Source organism: Citrobacter sp. C6_1 (assembly GCF_014596835.2).
Classification (GTDB): domain Bacteria; phylum Pseudomonadota; class Gammaproteobacteria; order Enterobacterales; family Enterobacteriaceae; genus Citrobacter; species Citrobacter pasteurii.
The window spans coordinates 3,702,015-3,718,473 of record NZ_CP115031.1; the positions used below are offsets into that span (position 1 = coordinate 3,702,015).

The window sequence follows — 16,459 nt, forward strand, 5'->3', positions numbered from 1 at the left end:
CGGATGGCGCAGTGCTTATCCGGCCTACAAGCAGATTTGTAGGCCGGACAAAGCGTTTAACGCCACCATCCGGCAATACATCAACGTTAAAGCCCCAATAACAGCTGCCTTTCTATTTGTGGATCGAGCAGCGTGACGTGTAACCCCACCAGCCTCACGCCTCGCCCTCCCCGACGTGCTTCCCAGGTTTTGTGTGCCGTCGCAATTAAGTCGTCTTTATTTAAGCGCGGCCAGACGTGCTCCTGCGTGGTCTGCTGAAAATCATTAAACTTGAGTTTTATCCCCTGGCGGGCGATCAGCAGATCCGGCTTTACCTTTGCCAGACGCCGTTCCAGTTCGGGATAGAGCCGCTCAATAATCGCTTCACACTCTGACCACTGATGAATATCTTCCGCCAGCGTCCGCTCGACGCCGACGGATTTGCGCAGCCTGTCGTTATTGACATCCCGATCGTCAATCCCCTGACTGCGCTCCCACAACACGCGGCCAAACTTACCAAAACGTTTGAGCAGTGTAGCCAGATCGTATTTTTGAACATCTTCGCAGGTACGCAATCCCATCGATTCCAGCTTAGCGGCGGAGACTTTGCCGACGCCGGGAATTTTCCCCAACGGTAACGTTCTGATAAATTCCGGCACATCATCGGGCGTAATCACATATTGCCCATTGGGCTTATTAAGATCGGAGGCGATTTTTGCCAGAAATTTAACCGGCGCAATCCCGGCGGAAGCGGTTAACTGTAGTTCGTTAAAAATCGTCTGGCGGATCTCCTGGGCGATCAGCGTCGCGGAGCCGTGGCAGTGAATGCTGTCGGTGACATCCAGATAGGCTTCATCCAGCGAAAGCGGTTCAATCAGCGAGGTATAGCGGGAGAAGATCGCCTGAATCTGGCGTGAGGCTTCTTTATAAGCCTCGTAACGACCGGGTAATAAGGTGAGATGCGGGCACAGTTTTAACGCCATTCCCGTTGGCATCGCGCTGCGCACGCCAAATTTACGCGCCGGGTAATTGGCCGTGCTGATGACCCCCCGGCGTTCACGGCTGCCGCCGATAGCAATGGGAATGTCACGCAGGGCGGGATTATCGCGCATCTCCACCGCCGCGAAAAAGCAGTCCATATCGACATGTATGATTTTGCGCATGACTCACCTCTCACAACACTGTTTAAGTATACAGTATTTTTACAGTATGAGAAGTCTGTACTTCTGCTACGTCACTGCAGGTCCGTTCATCACAAAGCGTGCATCACACAAATAACGCACAATGTCTTTTGGCGCGTGGTCTGCGGGATTTCCTGCCGTACTGACAAACAACTTATTCACTTTGCGCACATTTGCCCGCAAAAGTTTTTCAATCGTCATCAGACGAAACGCATCATCTTCGACACAGAATAGCTCGTAGTCACCCAGACGTTCACCACATATTTCACAGTGATTCATCCAGTAACGTAGCCCGGTCGTTTTACTTTTATCCACATAATAATTGCTGGCTTTGATGTTCTTTTTTATCTCTTCCGGCAGCGCGTTGATGTGGAACAAAAACGTATTGCGCTGCACGGACTTCCATCTTTTATCATCCTGATTTTGTTTAATAAACCGGGTAAACATCACACCATGAATATGCGTAGTCTGATGGCAATTCCAGCATTGCATTTTCGACGTAATAACCAGGTAATAAGGGGCCACAATATTAAAATTTTCTGTCGCGTAAACATGCTCGCGCAGCGCCTCATTTAACTCATGAGGTTCGGCGTACCAGATACCTGAAACCTGGTCGAAATGCGCCCCCTGACAAGCCACATCAGTGACGTTATCAGTATGAATATCCAATGGAATAATATGGGTTACATCTATCATATCGCCTTCCTGAGGGATAATTTGCCCCCACGTTGCGTGGGGGACGGAGAACAGAATTAATGCGTGACGGGAGCAGAGGGTTGACGTAAAGAAGTCACCTGCTTTTGCTTGTCCAGCTTATCAACCAGCGGCTGAACCACCTTCTCGCCGTGCTGACCAAAATATTGATACAGGGTATCGGAAGCACTTTGCGTCAATACCATGATCTCAATACGCCGGTTGCCTGCGCTTTCCGGATTTTTCGCATCCAGCAGCATTTGGTCCGCCATGGCGCTCACCTGCATGACTTTATCCTGCGGCATGCCAGCATCTTCCAGCACGCGTCGCGCCGACAAAGCACGGTCGCCGGAGAGGTTCCAGTTGTTGTAAATATTGCTCTTATAGCTCATCGCATCCGTATGTCCGGTGATGATGATCTTGTTATCCAGCGAGTCAAACACGGGGGCTAGCGCAACCAGCAGCGATTTAAAGAACGGCATAATTTTGGCGCTGCCGCGTTCAAACATATTCCGGTTCTGGTCATCTTTAATCAGTACGCGCAGCCCCTGAGGAACAATCTCCATCTCGAGGTTGGTTTCCATATGCGCATTGCGGGCGATGACGTTAATATCGGTCGCCAGCTCGCCCAATTCACGCGCTGATTTTTGCTTCAGCAGCACCGCTTTTTCATTCACATCCAGCGCTTTTTTGGCGGTATCTTCTGTGATCTTCGCCGTCTCTTGCGGGGTAACAGTTTTATCCAGCTTGTTGCGCGTGACGTTTTTCTTCTGTGCGCCCGGCGCTATCGGCTGTTTGCCGAGCTTGTTTAACGGCGCCATGCCGCCACCGTTAAAAATAGACTGTCCATGCAGCGCCGCGACGATGTTTTCACGATCGGCCTTACTGACGCTGTTCACAATCAACTTTATCGTGGTTACAAAGGGTGCCGAGCGTATCTCCGAAGTTTCGGCCCGCTTTACGCTGGACGCCATGCCCGGCAAGCAGATGGCGATCGACGCCGATCTGAACGCGGGGCTGATCAATCAGGCCCAGGCGCAGGCCCGACGTAAAGATGTGGCGGGCGAAGCGGATTTCTATGGCGCAATGGATGGCGCGTCGAAGTTCGTGCGCGGTGATGCCATCGCCGGGATGATGATTCTGGCGATCAACCTGATCGGCGGGGTCTGCATCGGGATCTTTAAATACGATTTAAGCGCTGAAGCCGCCTTCCAGCAATACGTCCTGATGACCATCGGTGACGGTCTGGTCGCTCAGATCCCGTCTCTGCTACTGTCGACGGCAGCTGCGATTATCGTTACTCGCGTGAGCGACAGCGGCGATATCGCCACCGACGTTCGTAGCCAATTGCTGGCAAGCCCCTCCGTACTTTATACCGCCACCAGCATCATGTTTGTCCTGGCGGTGGTGCCGGGAATGCCGCATTTCCCGTTCCTGGTATTCAGCGCCCTGCTGGGGTTTACCGCCTGGCGTATGAGCAAGCGCCCGAAGGTGGCGGAGACCGAAGAAAAAAATCTTGAGACGCTGACCAAAACTATCGTTGAAACCGCCGAGCAACAGGTCAGTTGGGAAACCATCCCCTTAATTGAGCCGATCAGCCGGAGCCTCGGCTACAAGCTGGTGGCATTGGTGGACAAATCCAAAGGAAATCCGCTTACCCAACGTATTCGCGGCGTGCGGCAGGTTATCTCAGACACCAACGGCGTACTGCTGCCGGAAATTCGCATCCGTGAAAACTTCCGTCTAAAACCGACCCAGTACGCCATTTTTATCAATGGGATCAAGGCTGATGAGGCCGATATTCCCTCAGATAAGCTGATGGCGCTGCCCTCCAGTGAAACTTACGGCGAGATCGATGGTGTTTTAGGTCACGATCCGGCCTACGGTATGCCGGTCACGTGGATTGTCCCGGCGCAAAAAGCCAAAGCGTTAAATATGGGATATCAGGTTATTGATAGCGCCAGCGTTATTGCGACGCATGTGAATAAGGTCATTCGCAGCTATATTCCCGACCTGTTTAACTACGATGATATTACGCAGCTACATAACCGCCTCTCTTCAATGGCGCCTCGCCTGGCGGAAGATCTGAGCGCGGCGCTGAATTACAGCCAGCTATTGAAGGTTTACCGGGCACTGCTGGTTGAAGGCGTGCCGTTGCGCGATATTGTCACCATTGCCACTGTCCTGGTCGCCAGTAGCGCCGTCACCAAAGATCATATTCTGTTAACGGCCGATGTGCGTCTGGCGCTTCGTCGCAGCATAACCCACCCGTTTGTGCGCAAAGATGAGCTGGCGGTATACACGCTGAATAATGAGCTGGAGAATCTGCTGGCTAATGTGGTGAATCAGGCTCAACAAAGCGGCAAAGTGGTGCTCGATAGCGTACCGGTCGATCCGAATATGCTCAATCAGTTCCAGACCACTATGCCGCAGATTAAAGAACAGATGAAAGCGGCGGGTAAAGAGCCGGTGCTGTTGGTTGCACCGCAGCTTCGTCCTCTGCTCGCGCGTTATGCCCGCCTGTTTGCACCGGGTTTGCAGGTACTGTCTTATAACGAAGTTCCGGATGAGCTGGAATTAAAAATCATGGGGGCGCTGAGTTAACCCGTGGCAAGGCGGTGCCATGCGCGCCGCCTTGTTGATTACAGAATGGTATTTTCCGTCAGAATACGACGGGCGCCGAGATAATGATCCTGCCAGAAGTCATCGGATAAATTACTCACCCGAATCGTTTCTCCCGTACGCGGTGATTCAATAAATTGACCCTGTCCCAGGTAGACGCCCATATGATCGGCAATATCCCGGCTGTGAATATGAAAGAACAATAAATCACCACGACGAAGGTCACGATTGGCGACAATCGTCGCCCGCCGGTAGTGATACATTTCATTCGCCGTACGCGGCAATTTTGCCGCCAGAATTTTGTTGTAGGCATAAAAAATCAGCCCGCTGCAGTCAAAGCCTTGATCCGGACGGGTCCCGCCCCACAAATAAGGTTTACCTAACTGCTGCTCAAGACGGTGGATTGCCACTTCGGTCATGTTGTGTAGATGGTCGCTGCTGAGAAAATGGTCATTCTCAGCCAGCTCCTGCCAGCGATGGTTGCTCGCTTTCAGCGGCCCAGGGAACCACTCCGGGTGCTGTTTAATCAGCGTCCTGTTCTGCTGGCGCAGCGCGCTTTTACTTTGCGCATTACCTACCACCACATAACTTGCCTGCTTTTTTACCTGCGCGTGGTATTGCTTCAGCAGCCGGGCACGATTACGCATGCGCATTTGCGCCGCATAGCTTAAATGGGCGTCAGATAAGAGGGGCTGAACTTTGGCGACAGACGGTGATGACAACACAACACACAAAGACAGCAGACCCGGAAAAAAGCGTCGGGGTGCAGAGACAAAAGACATGAAAACAAAAATACCTAATCAAACACGTTCGCCGCAGTCTATCGCTATTGCCGGGTATTCCATTTTAATATTCGATTATTAAATTATTAATTTTTTAAATTCAATACATTAGGAATTCTGCACTCATAAGACTAAATGAAATACGCTCACCCGCAAAATACGCCGGAGTCTGACAGACTTTAACCACAATTTTCCGTATAAAGAAAATCTAAAGTGTAAACGCAGCACGAGAGACTTGCGAAAAACTTTCTGGGTGATAATGTGAGCGCTCCAGATCCAGATTTATCCGATTTGGGGACTCTTTTTGCCGTCCTGGCGTGTGTAATCGTTTTATCAAGGAATAAGCAGTATGCGTAAAATCGCATTTTTTCTTGCGATGCTTTTATTGCCGTGCGTTTCATTTGCCGGTTTGCTGAGCAGCAGCAGCCCGACCACGCCTGTCAGCAAAGAATATAAGCAGCAATTAATGGGCTCCCCTGTCTATATCCAGATCTTCAAAGAAGAGCGAACGTTGGATCTGTACGTTAAGATGGGCGAACAGTATCAATTGCTCGACAGCTATAAGATCTGCAATTATTCCGGCGGCTTAGGCCCGAAACAGCGTCAGGGTGATTTCAAAAGTCCGGAAGGATTTTACAGCGTACAACGCGGACAGCTGAAACCAGATAGCCGCTTTTACAAAGCGATTAACATTGGTTTCCCTAACGCCTACGACCGCGCACACGGTTATGAAGGTAAATACCTGATGATTCACGGTGCCTGCGTTTCCGTCGGCTGCTACGCGATGACCGATAACGGCATTGATGAGATTTTCCAGTTTGTCACCGGCGCGCTGGTGTTCGGGCAGTCCAGTGTGCAGGTCAGCATTTATCCGTTCCGTATGACCGACGCCAACATGCAGCGTCATAAATTCTCGTATTACAAAGAGTTCTGGTCACAGCTAAAACCGGGATACGATTACTTCGAACAAACGCGTAAGCCACCGACTGTTTCCGTCGTCGATGGCCGTTACGTTATCAGCAAACCGTTGAGTCACGAAGTGGTTCAGCCGCAGCTGGCATCAAACTACGCGCTCCCCGAGACAAAATAATGCCCACTCGCCTGGCATAATCTTTTGCCAGGTTTCATTGCCGGTTAACGGCTGCGTGGCAATCACGGTGACCACATCATTGGGTGTGGTCTCTGAGCTAAAATCGATTTCCACATCCTGATCCAGCAACGTCGCTACGCCAAATGGCGCACGCCGCGTGATCCAAAACAGGTTGGTCGAACAGAAGGCCATCACATAACGCCCGTCAGACAGCAGCATGTTGAAGACGCCCTTCTCCCGCAGTTCTCCTGCCAGCATCGCGATATATTTAAATACTGCCGTCATATTGCCAGGCGTGCGTGGATAACGCTCGGTCAGCTTATGCAGCAGCCAGCAAAACGCTTTTTCACTGTCGGTTTCCCCGACCGGACGAAAATTACCGGTTTCCAGCGATTTATAGCCGCTGAGCTGGCCGTTATGGGCGTACGTCCAGTTACGTCCCCACAGCTCACGCGTAAATGGATGGGTATTTTCCAGTGCCACTTCACCGCGATTCGCCTGACGAATATGGGCAATCACAGAACAGGATTTAATGGGATAGTCTTGTACCAGTTTAGCGATAGGCGAATTAAAGCTGGGTTGCGGATCTTTAAACGTACGGCAGCCCTTACCTTCATAAAACGTAATACCCCAGCCGTCTTTGTGTGGACCAGTGCCTCCGCCGCGCTGAACCAGCCCGGTGAAGCTAAAGCAGATATCGGTTGGCACATTGGCGCTCATCCCGAGCAGTTCGCACATACATCACCTACCTTAAAACCGTGAACTGCCTGATGGCGCTGCGCTTATCAGGCCTACGTGGCGCTCATGTAGGCCGGATAAGGCTTCAGCCACCATCCGGCAATCGTCTTCTTATGGTTTAACCATCTCTTTTTCGATCAACTGGATCAGGATATGGATAACTTTGATATGAATTTCCTGAATACGGTCAGCGTAGCCAAAGTGCGGCACGCGAATTTCGATATCCGCGCTGCCTGCCATTTTACCGCCATCTTTGCCGGTCAGGGTGATGACTTTCATTCCCTTCTCACGCGCCGCAGCAATCGCTTTAATCACGTTACCGGAGTTACCCGAAGTGGAGATGCCTAACAGGACATCGCCCTCACGACCCACAGCTTCCACATAACGGGAGAACACATAATCGTAACCGAAATCGTTGCTGACGCAGGAGATATGGCTGACGTCAGAGATAGCGATCGCCGGGTAGCCAGGGCGGTTTTCGCGATAGCGTCCGGTCAGCTCTTCGGCGAAGTGCATCGCGTCGCAATGAGAACCGCCGTTACCGCAAGAAAGTACCTTACCGCCGGCTTTAAAGCTGTCTGCCAACAGGACCGCCGCGCGCTGAATGGCGTGAATATTGGCGTCATCTTTAAGAAAATTAGCCAGCGTTTCCGCCGCTTCGCTCAGTTCGTTACGAATAAGATCCTGGTACATGAGGATATCCTTCAGCATGAATGTAAATGACAAGATGCAGTGTACCGGATAGCGCTACCAGCGAGAAGTACAAGCCACAGGAATGGCTGTCGCTTTTGATTTTTTGTGCCGGTTAAAACGGCAACAATGTGAACTTTGTTGTAATTATTTTGTAAACATATTGCTAAAAGAATTCACATCCACTACAACCATATCATCACAAGTGGTCAGACCTCCTACAAGCAAGGGAGCTTTTCGTTATGATGATTTTGAGTATTATCGCTACGGTTGTTCTGCTCAGCGTTCTGTTTTATCACCGCGTGAGCTTATTCCTCAGCAGCTTAATTTTGCTCGCCTGGACGGCTGCGCTTGGCGTGGCTGGCCTATGGTCAGTCTGGCTGCTGGTTCCTCTGGCCATTATCCTCGTACCGTTTAACTTTACGCCGATGCGCAAATCCATGATCTCTGCGCCGGTATTCCGCGGTTTCCGTAAGGTCATGCCGCCGATGTCGCGCACCGAGAAAGAAGCGATTGATGCCGGTACAACCTGGTGGGAAGGCGACCTGTTCCAGGGCAAGCCAGACTGGAAAAAACTGCATAACTATCCTCAGCCGCATCTGACTGCTGAAGAACAAGCCTTTATTGATGGCCCGGTGGAAGAAGCCTGCCGCATGGCGAACGACTTCCAGATAACCCACGAACTCGCGGATCTCCCGCCGGAGCTGTGGGAATATCTGAAAGAACACCGCTTCTTCGCGATGATCATTAAGAAAGAGTACGGCGGGCTGGAATTCTCCGCCTATGCTCAGGCTCGCGTTCTGCAGAAACTCTCCGGCGTTTCCGGGATCCTGGCGATCACCGTTGGCGTACCTAACTCATTAGGTCCTGGCGAACTGTTGCAGCATTACGGCACCGAAGAGCAGAAGAATCATTACCTGCCACGTCTGGCACGTGGTCAGGAGATCCCATGCTTTGCCCTGACCAGCCCGGAAGCGGGTTCCGACGCGGGCGCGATCCCTGATACCGGCGTGGTTTGTATGGGCGACTGGCAGGGGCAGCAGGTGCTGGGTATGCGCCTGACCTGGAACAAACGCTATATCACGCTGGCTCCTATCGCTACTGTACTGGGTCTGGCATTTAAACTCTCCGACCCGGAAAAACTGCTGGGTGGCGAAGAAGATCTTGGCATTACCTGTGCGCTGATCCCAACCTCAACGCCGGGCGTACAAATTGGACGTCGTCACTTCCCGCTGAACGTACCGTTCCAGAACGGTCCAACGCTGGGTAAAGATGTCTTCGTACCGATTGATTACATCATCGGTGGCCCCAAAATGGCCGGTCAGGGCTGGCGTATGCTGGTGGAATGTCTGTCCGTGGGACGCGGTATTACCCTGCCGTCTAACTCGACGGGCGGTGTGAAATCGGTCGCGATGGCTACCGGCGCGTATGCGCACATTCGTCGCCAGTTCAAAATCTCTATCGGTAAGATGGAAGGTATTGAAGAGCCGCTGGCACGTATTGCGGGTAACGCCTACGTGATGGACGCTGCGGCGTCGCTGATTACCTACGGTATTATGCTGGGTGAAAAACCAGCAGTGTTGTCGGCCATCGTGAAGTACCACTGTACCCACCGTGGGCAACAGTCAATCATCGATGCAATGGATATCACTGGCGGTAAAGGCATTATGCTTGGCGAAAGCAACTTCCTTGCCCGTGCTTATCAAGGTGCGCCAATCGCTATTACCGTTGAAGGTGCCAACATTCTGACCCGTAGCATGATGATCTTCGGTCAGGGTGCGATTCGCTGCCATCCGTATGTTCTGGAAGAGATGGCTGCGGCACAGAGTAACGATGTGAATGCGTTCGACAAGCTGCTGTTCAAACACATCGGTCACGTCGGCAGTAACAAGGTGCGCAGCTTCTGGCTTGGCCTGACGCGTGGCTTAACCAGCAGCACACCAACCGGCGATGCGACCAAACGTTACTACCAGCACCTGAACCGTTTGAGCGCCAACCTGGCCCTGCTTTCAGATGTGTCCATGGCCGTGCTGGGCGGTAGCCTGAAGCGCCGTGAACGTATCTCCGCGCGTCTGGGCGATGTGTTAAGTCAGCTGTATCTGGCCTCTGCGGTGCTGAAGCGTTATGACGATGAAGGCCGTAATGAAGCAGACCTGCCGTTGGTTCACTGGGGCGTTCAGGATGCGTTGTACAAAGCAGAACAGGCGATGGACGACCTGCTGAAAAACTTCCCGAACCGTCTGGTCGCGGGCTTGCTGAATGTGGTTATCTTCCCTACCGGTCGCCACTACCATGCACCGTCTGACAAATTGGATCATAAGGTTGCGAAGATTTTACAGGTTCCGAGCGCCACCCGTTCTCGCCTTGGTCGCGGTCAATACCTGACGCCGAGCGAGCATAACCCGGTTGGTTTGCTGGAAGAGGCTCTGCTGGATGTGATTGCAGCCGACCCTATCCACCAGCGGATCTGCAAAGAGTTAGGTAAAAATCTACCGTTTACCCGTCTGGATGAACTGGCGCACAATGCGTTGGCTAAAGGGCTGATTGATAAAGACGAAGCCGCAATTCTGGTGAAAGCCGAGGCGAGTCGTCTGCGCAGCATCAACGTGGATGACTTTGAACCCGAGGAGCTGGCGACTCAGCCGGTAAAGCTGCCAGAGAAGGTGCGTAAAGTCGAAGCCGCATAACGACACACGCACAACGTTTAGCCCCGCTTAATGCGGGGCTTTTTATTGCCACATTTTCGTTAAAGCTCATGCTACAGTGTCAAAATGTTGTTAAACGAGGAGCCTCGATCGTGCCTGGTTTGAAAATTACGCTGCTGCAACAACCGCTGAGCTGGATGGATGGCCCGGCTAACCTGCGCCATTTTGACCGCCAACTGGAAACCGTCAACGGGCGTGATGTCATTGTGTTGCCCGAGATGTTTACCAGCGGATTTGCGATGGAAGCGGCAAACAAATCGTTGCCGCAAGAGGAGATTGTAAGCTGGATGCGTAGCAAAGCGCGGCAGACGAATGCCCTGATAGCAGGTAGCGCGGCGATACAGTCTGAACGGGGGCCGGTGAATCGTTTTTTGCTGGTTGAACCCGAAGGTACCGTGCATCTCTATGACAAACGCCATCTGTTCCGTATGGCGGATGAGCATCAGCATTATCAGGCCGGTGACGCGCGGGTGATATTTGAATGGCGCGGCTGGCGCATTCTGCCATTGGTCTGTTATGACCTGCGTTTTCCGGTGTGGTCACGTAACCGTAACGACTACGACCTCGCCTTGTATGTTGCCAACTGGCCAGCGCCGCGCTCGCTGCACTGGCAGATTCTGCTCACCGCACGGGCAATTGAAAATCAGGCGTATGTAGCAGGATGTAACCGTGTGGGAACCGATGGTAACGGACATCATTATCGCGGTGACAGCCGGGTGATTAATCCGCAGGGTGAGATTATTGCCACCGCCGAGCCGCATCAGGCCACACGCATTGACGCAGAACTGTCACTCTCGGCGCTGCGCGAGTATCGCGAGAAATTTCCTGCCTGGCAGGATGCCGACCCGTTCACGCTATAACTATCACCTACCCTCCCGCTACGGACCATGTATCCACGGCGGGATTGTTTCACTCCGTAACCAACCGCAAAACAAATTCGCGTGGCGACATGCATCGGGCAACGTATCCTGCAAGGGATAATCACTCGTAACCCGCGAGTGGCAGACAATGTCGATAATTCCCTTATCAGGATTTCAATAATGAAAAACTTCGTACGCATGACTTTGCTGGCAGTTACCGTGGCTGGCGCTTCTTTTAGCACGCTTGCAGCAACCACATCTAATGTTCCGGCTCCTGCCCAGGATCCGATAGTACAACATCTTAAGCTGAGCACTGACCAGGTTGCGCAGATTAAAAAACTACACCAGCAGCTTGAAACCAATGTCGGGCAGATTTCGGTGAAGGATGTTAAAGACGGCGCGTTGATTGACGTCATTAAGTCCGGGAAATGGGATGAATCAGCCGTCAAAAAACAGCTTTCGGCGTTCAGCAACATCGAACAGCAGGCGCGTTATTACCGCGTGAAATACTATTTTGACCTGAACAAAGTGCTGACCCCAGAACAACGCCAGCAGGTGCAAAAAGATATCGCACAGACGCTGAGCGAGTAACAGCAAGGCCTGCAATAACATATGGTTGCAGGCTTTTATTTTTTGGGCAGTAAAAACGACGAAAGCCTGAATCATTTCTGATTCAGGCTTTCTGAATAGTGGCGGAATGGACGGGACTCGAACCCGCGACCCCCTGCGTGACAGGCAGGTATTCTAACCAACTGAACTACCACTCCGCGTTGTGTTCCGCTTGGGAACGAAGCGAATATTACGGATTGCCTCGCGCCTCGTCAACGCTTTTTCTCACGTTTTTTAATCGTTTGCTGCAAAAATCACCCGAATGACCATTTCTGTACTGTAAATACCAGAACTAGGCCCGCCAGAGGCAACTTCCGCCCTTCTTCTGTACCAGGTCAAGGCGCGACTCATGGGCTGCCAGCTCTTCATCAGTAGCGAAAACAACGCGTAATTTACTGGACTGACGCACAATGCGCTGGATCCCCGTATCATTCTGCTGCTGGCTATCACCTTCCATAGAGAACGCCATGGTGGTCTGCCCACCGGTCATCATCAGATAAACGTCGGCCAGAATCTGGGCATCGAGCAATGCGCCGTGCAAGGTACGCTTGCTGTTGTCTATCTCATAACGCGAACATAGCGCATCAAGACTGTTACGCTTGCCAGGAAACATTTTCCTTGCCAGCGCCAGACTATCGGTCACTTTACAAAAGGTGTTGGTTTTCGGGATATCGCGGTGGAGCTTAGCGAACTCATAATCCATAAAGCCGATATCAAACGATGCGTTATGGATGACCAGCTCCGCACCACGGATATAGTCGAGAAACTCATCGGCGACATCGGCGAACGTGGGTTTATCCAGCAGGAATTCATCGGCAATTCCGTGTACGCCAAATGCTTCCGGGTCCACCAGCCGATCCGGCTTCAGGTAGACGTGGAAGTTATTTCCGGTCAAACGGCGGTTTACCACTTCAACCGCACCGATCTCAATAATCTTATGGCCTTCGTAGTGGGCACCAATCTGGTTCATACCGGTGGTTTCGGTATCAAGGACTATCTGTCGTGTAATTCCAGTGCTCGTAGCGGTCATTTATGTCAGACTTATCGTTTGATTTCGATTTGCTAAAACAGGAAGTCTACCAGAGATGCTTAAACAGGTAGAAATTTTCACCGATGGTTCTTGCCTGGGAAACCCAGGTCCTGGCGGTTATGGGGCTATTTTACGCTATCGCGGGCGCGAAAAAACCTTTGCCGAAGGATACAACCTCACCACCAATAACCGTATGGAGCTGATGGCGGCAATCGTCGCGCTGGAAGCACTTAAAGAGCCATGTGAAGTGGTACTCAGCACCGACAGCCAGTACGTGCGCCAGGGCATTACACAGTGGATCCACAACTGGAAAAAACGCGGCTGGAAAACCGCAGATAAAAAGCCGGTGAAGAACGTCGATCTGTGGAAACGTCTGGATGCCGCGCTGGGACCGCACCAAATCAAATGGGAATGGGTGAAAGGGCATGCGGGCCATCCGGAAAACGAACGCTGCGATGAGCTTGCTCGTGCTGCGGCAATGAGTCCCACCCAGGATGATGTTGGGTATCAGGCAGAGTCTTAAGCGTCTGGCTTGCGGTATTGTCGGGTGGCCCCAACAGCCTGGCGGATGCGTGCCTTACTTTTATTTTGTTTCATCGGGTTGAGCGTAAGCGGAATGGTTCGCTTACGCGCAACCACCAGCTGCAAACATCCCAGCGCAGGGATATGGGCGCTTAACATTTTTCCGCCCTTCTTATTCCAGGGCAGGACGTGAAAACGACTGTAATGCAGCACTTCAAAATTCAGCAATGAAAGCCAGTCCAATTGCCGCATGAGCGTAAACATCCGGCTGTTGTAGGGCGAGGCTTTACGCAACACGGGCACCAGTTTACGCAACCCCATCAGGCTAACCGGGTTAAACCCGCTCAGTATTAACCAGCCATCATCAATCAGTACCCGGTCGGCTTCACGCAATAAGCGATGCGGATCGGCGCACCACGGTAGTGTATGCGCTAACAGGCAAACATCCACGGATTTATCGGCAAAAGGAAGGTGTAAAGGATCGGCTGTGACCTGCATGGGCGAACCTTGCAAAGAAACATTTACCTGATGAGAAACCGCGCACGCTTCAGAATCGATTTCTGCGCTTAAATTACCAATCTTAAGCAGATGAAAACCGTACATTTTTGCGAACCACGGATTAAGCTGATGTTCCAGCGCCTCACGATAGTATTCGCCCCAGGGTAAATCATCCCAGCTAACGGGTGCTATGACAGTTTGAGGGAGCCTTGCCGGTTTCATCACAACCTTCCGCTACGCATTGAGAGGTAATTTATGAATCTTAACAGTATTCCCGCATTTCAGGACAATTACATCTGGGTCCTGTCGAATAATGACAAACATTGTCTGATTGTGGACCCGGGCGAAGCCGCTCCCGTTTTGAAAGCCATTGCAGAACATCACTGGGTGCCGGAGGCCATTCTCCTGACTCATCACCATCAGGATCACGTAGGCGGTGTGAAAGAACTTTTGCAACATTTCCCACAATTAGTGGTTTACGGACCGGCTGAAACGCAAGATAAGGGAACGACCCATATAGTCAAAGATGGCGATATTGCACTCGTTTTAGGGCATGAATTTAAGGTAATTGCTACGCCGGGTCACACTTTAGGACATCTCTGTTACTTTAGCCAACCTTATCTATTTTGTGGCGATACGCTCTTTTCAGGCGGCTGTGGCAGACTATTTGAAGGTACAGCTTCACAGATGTATCAATCACTTAATAAATTAAGTGCGCTTCCTGATGATACATTGATCTGCTGCGCCCATGAGTACACATTAGCAAACATGAAGTTTGCCTTAAGCATTCTGCCGCACGATTCGTTTATTAATGAATATTATCGTAAAGTTAATGAGTTACGGGCAAAAAAACAAATAACACTACCCGTAATTCTGAAAAATGAACGACGAAATAATCTTTTTTTAAGAACGGAAGATATTGATTTAATTAATGAAATAAACAAAGAAACAATATTGCAACAACCTGAAGAGCGTTTTGCCTGGTTAAGGTCAAAGAAAGATACGTTCTGACAATTCCGGGTTGCCTTTTGAAAACTTCGCCGTTATGATCGGTCGTCTTTTAAGCAACTATTGACACACACATGAAGGCAAAAGCGATATTACTCGCCTCTGTCCTGCTTGTTGGGTGCCAGAATACTGGTAACGTCCAACAACACGCACAGAGCCTTTCTGCAGCTGGTCAAGGGGAAGCAGGAAAGTTTACAAGTCAGGCGCGATGGATGGACGATGGAACATCTATCGCAGCTGATCAAGATTTGTGGGCTTTCATTGGTGACGAGCTAAAGATGGGAATTCCGGAAAACAACCGGATTCGCGAACAGAAACAGAAGTATTTACGTAATAAGAGCTATCTCCACGATGTAACTTTACGGGCAGAGCCGTATATGTACTGGATAGCCGGGCAGGTTAAGAAACGTAACATGCCAATGGAACTGGTACTACTACCCATAGTGGAGAGCGCTTTTGATCCTCACGCAACGTCTGGCGCCAATGCCGCAGGTATTTGGCAGATCATTCCGAGCACGGGGCGCAATTATGGTTTAAAACAGACCCGCAATTATGATGCACGTCGCGACGTTGTGGCTTCCACCACCGCCGCACTGGACATGATGCAGCGTCTGAACAAGATGTTTGATGGCGACTGGCTGCTGACCGTAGCTGCTTATAATAGCGGTGAAGGTCGTGTCATGAAGGCGATTAAAACGAACAAAGCCCGTGGTAAACCCACTGACTTCTGGTCGTTACCATTGCCTCAGGAAACAAAGCTATATGTGCCTAAAATGCTGGCATTGAGCGATATACTCAAAAACAGCAAACGCTATGGCGTGCGTCTGCCAACCACAGACGAAAGCCGTGCGTTGGCACGTGTTCGCTTGAGCAGTCCCGTTGAAATGGCTCAGGTTGCCGATATGGCGGGTATTTCCGTCAGCAAGCTGAAGACCTTCAATGCAGGCGTGAAAGGCTCCACGTTGGGTGCCAGCGGCCCGCAATATGTGATGGTGCCAAAGAAGCATGCAGAGAAGCTGCGTGAGTCTCTGGCTTCAGGCGAAATTGCAGCCGTACAGTCAACGCTGGTTGCGGATAATACGCCGCTGAACAGCCGTAGCTACAAAGTTCGCTCTGGCGATACGCTTTCTGGCGTCGCTGCACGTCTTGGCGTGAGCACGAAGGATCTGCAGCAGTGGAATAATCTGCGTGGATCATCCCTGAAAGTGGGCCAAAGCCTGACGGTGGGTGCTGGCACCAGTGCACAGCGACTGGCTAACAACAGCGATAGCATCACCTATCGTGTGCGTAAAGGTGACTCTCTGTCGAGCATTGCCAAGCGTCACGGGGTTAACATCAAGGATGTGATGCGCTGGAACAACGATACGGACAATCTGCAGCCAGGCGATCAGCTAACGTTGTTTGTGAAAAACAACGGCATGCCGGACTCCTGATAGCATTGTAGAAATGAAG

Annotated in this window: 14 protein-coding genes, 1 tRNA gene and 2 pseudogenes; 8 read left to right on the forward strand and 9 right to left on the reverse strand. The window is 51.3% G+C overall.

Translation table 11 applies throughout. The annotated features are described in order from the left end of the window. Positions 1 to 86: 86 nt before the first annotated feature. The 3 genes from dinB to lafU all read right to left on the reverse strand — a co-directional run bounded on the left by dinB (position 87) and on the right by lafU (position 2,827). Entirely contained in the window at positions 87 to 1,142 is a 1,056-nt protein-coding gene (dinB, locus tag IB196_RS17855; protein WP_005133599.1) for a DNA polymerase IV, read from the reverse strand. A 66-nt stretch (positions 1,143 to 1,208) separates the two neighbouring features. Continuing rightward, positions 1,209 to 1,856 (reverse strand): hypothetical protein, encoded by a 648-nt coding sequence (locus IB196_RS17860; RefSeq protein ID WP_005133600.1) that lies wholly within the window; start codon positions 1,854 to 1,856, stop codon positions 1,209 to 1,211. 56 nt (positions 1,857 to 1,912) lie between these two features. Further along, positions 1,913 to 2,827, reverse strand: a complete 915-nt coding sequence (lafU, locus tag IB196_RS17865; RefSeq protein ID WP_223236990.1) for a putative lateral flagellar export/assembly protein LafU — start codon at positions 2,825 to 2,827, stop codon at positions 1,913 to 1,915. Here lafU and IB196_RS17870 point away from each other — a divergent pair. After that, positions 2,754 to 4,457, forward strand: a pseudogene (locus tag IB196_RS17870) (flagellar biosynthesis protein FlhA); the annotation flags it as partial. The gene lafU and the pseudogene IB196_RS17870 overlap by 74 nt on opposite strands. Positions 4,458 to 4,495: 38 nt before the next feature. Here IB196_RS17870 and IB196_RS17875 read toward each other — a convergent pair. Next, entirely contained in the window at positions 4,496 to 5,257 is a 762-nt protein-coding gene (locus IB196_RS17875) for a C40 family peptidase (protein WP_052463773.1), read from the reverse strand. 349 nt (positions 5,258 to 5,606) lie between these two features. Here IB196_RS17875 and dpaA point away from each other — a divergent pair, with 349 nt between their 5' ends. Continuing rightward, positions 5,607 to 6,347, forward strand: a complete 741-nt coding sequence (dpaA, locus tag IB196_RS17880) for a peptidoglycan meso-diaminopimelic acid protein amidase (RefSeq protein ID WP_003843847.1) — start codon at positions 5,607 to 5,609, stop codon at positions 6,345 to 6,347. Here the strand turns inward: dpaA and IB196_RS17885 are convergent. Beyond that, a complete protein-coding gene (locus IB196_RS17885; RefSeq protein ID WP_003031388.1) occupies positions 6,318 to 7,085 on the reverse strand; it encodes a class II glutamine amidotransferase in 768 nt (255 codons plus the stop codon). The two genes, dpaA and IB196_RS17885, sit on opposite strands and share 30 nt — an antisense overlap. A 111-nt stretch (positions 7,086 to 7,196) precedes the next feature. Then, positions 7,197 to 7,778 (reverse strand): D-sedoheptulose 7-phosphate isomerase, encoded by a 582-nt coding sequence (gene lpcA, locus IB196_RS17890; RefSeq protein WP_003031390.1) that lies wholly within the window; start codon positions 7,776 to 7,778, stop codon positions 7,197 to 7,199. Positions 7,779 to 8,017: 239 nt separating this feature from the next. Between lpcA and fadE the strand changes: the two genes are divergently transcribed. The 3 genes from fadE (at position 8,018) to IB196_RS17905 (ending at position 11,931) form a co-directional block, all read left to right on the forward strand. Then, a complete protein-coding gene (fadE, locus tag IB196_RS17895) occupies positions 8,018 to 10,462 on the forward strand; it encodes an acyl-CoA dehydrogenase FadE (RefSeq protein WP_149691242.1) in 2,445 nt (814 codons plus the stop codon). Positions 10,463 to 10,572: 110 nt separating this feature from the next. Further along, positions 10,573 to 11,340, forward strand: a complete 768-nt coding sequence (locus IB196_RS17900; RefSeq protein ID WP_040232866.1) for an amidohydrolase — start codon at positions 10,573 to 10,575, stop codon at positions 11,338 to 11,340. Positions 11,341 to 11,520: 180 nt separating this feature from the next. Then, complete coding sequence (locus tag IB196_RS17905) at positions 11,521 to 11,931, forward strand: Spy/CpxP family protein refolding chaperone (protein WP_040232868.1); 411 nt, start codon at positions 11,521 to 11,523, stop codon at positions 11,929 to 11,931. 99 nt (positions 11,932 to 12,030) lie between these two features. Here the strand turns inward: IB196_RS17905 and IB196_RS17910 are convergent. After that, positions 12,031 to 12,107, reverse strand: a tRNA-Asp gene (locus IB196_RS17910). Positions 12,108 to 12,241: 134 nt separating this feature from the next. Next, on the reverse strand, positions 12,242 to 12,979 hold the full coding sequence (dnaQ, locus tag IB196_RS17915; RefSeq protein WP_182290976.1) for a DNA polymerase III subunit epsilon: 738 nt from the start codon (positions 12,977 to 12,979) through the stop codon (positions 12,242 to 12,244). Between dnaQ and rnhA the strand changes: the two are divergent. Beyond that, positions 12,924 to 13,502, forward strand: a pseudogene (rnhA, locus tag IB196_RS17920) (ribonuclease HI). The gene dnaQ and the pseudogene rnhA overlap by 56 nt on opposite strands. On the opposite strand, the gene IB196_RS17925 reads toward rnhA, so the two are convergent. Continuing rightward, positions 13,499 to 14,221 (reverse strand): class I SAM-dependent methyltransferase, encoded by a 723-nt coding sequence (locus tag IB196_RS17925; protein ID WP_182290980.1) that lies wholly within the window; start codon positions 14,219 to 14,221, stop codon positions 13,499 to 13,501. The pseudogene rnhA and the gene IB196_RS17925 sit on opposite strands and share 4 nt — an antisense overlap. A 33-nt stretch (positions 14,222 to 14,254) precedes the next feature. On the opposite strand from IB196_RS17925, the gene gloB reads away from it, so the two are divergent. Continuing rightward, a complete protein-coding gene (gloB, locus tag IB196_RS17930; protein ID WP_040232875.1) occupies positions 14,255 to 15,010 on the forward strand; it encodes a hydroxyacylglutathione hydrolase in 756 nt (251 codons plus the stop codon). A 71-nt stretch (positions 15,011 to 15,081) separates the two neighbouring features. After that, positions 15,082 to 16,440 carry a murein transglycosylase D gene (mltD, locus tag IB196_RS17935; protein ID WP_040232876.1) on the forward strand — a complete coding sequence of 453 codons (1,359 nt, stop codon included), beginning with the start codon at positions 15,082 to 15,084 and terminating at the stop codon, positions 16,438 to 16,440. Positions 16,441 to 16,459: the final 19 nt, after the last annotated feature.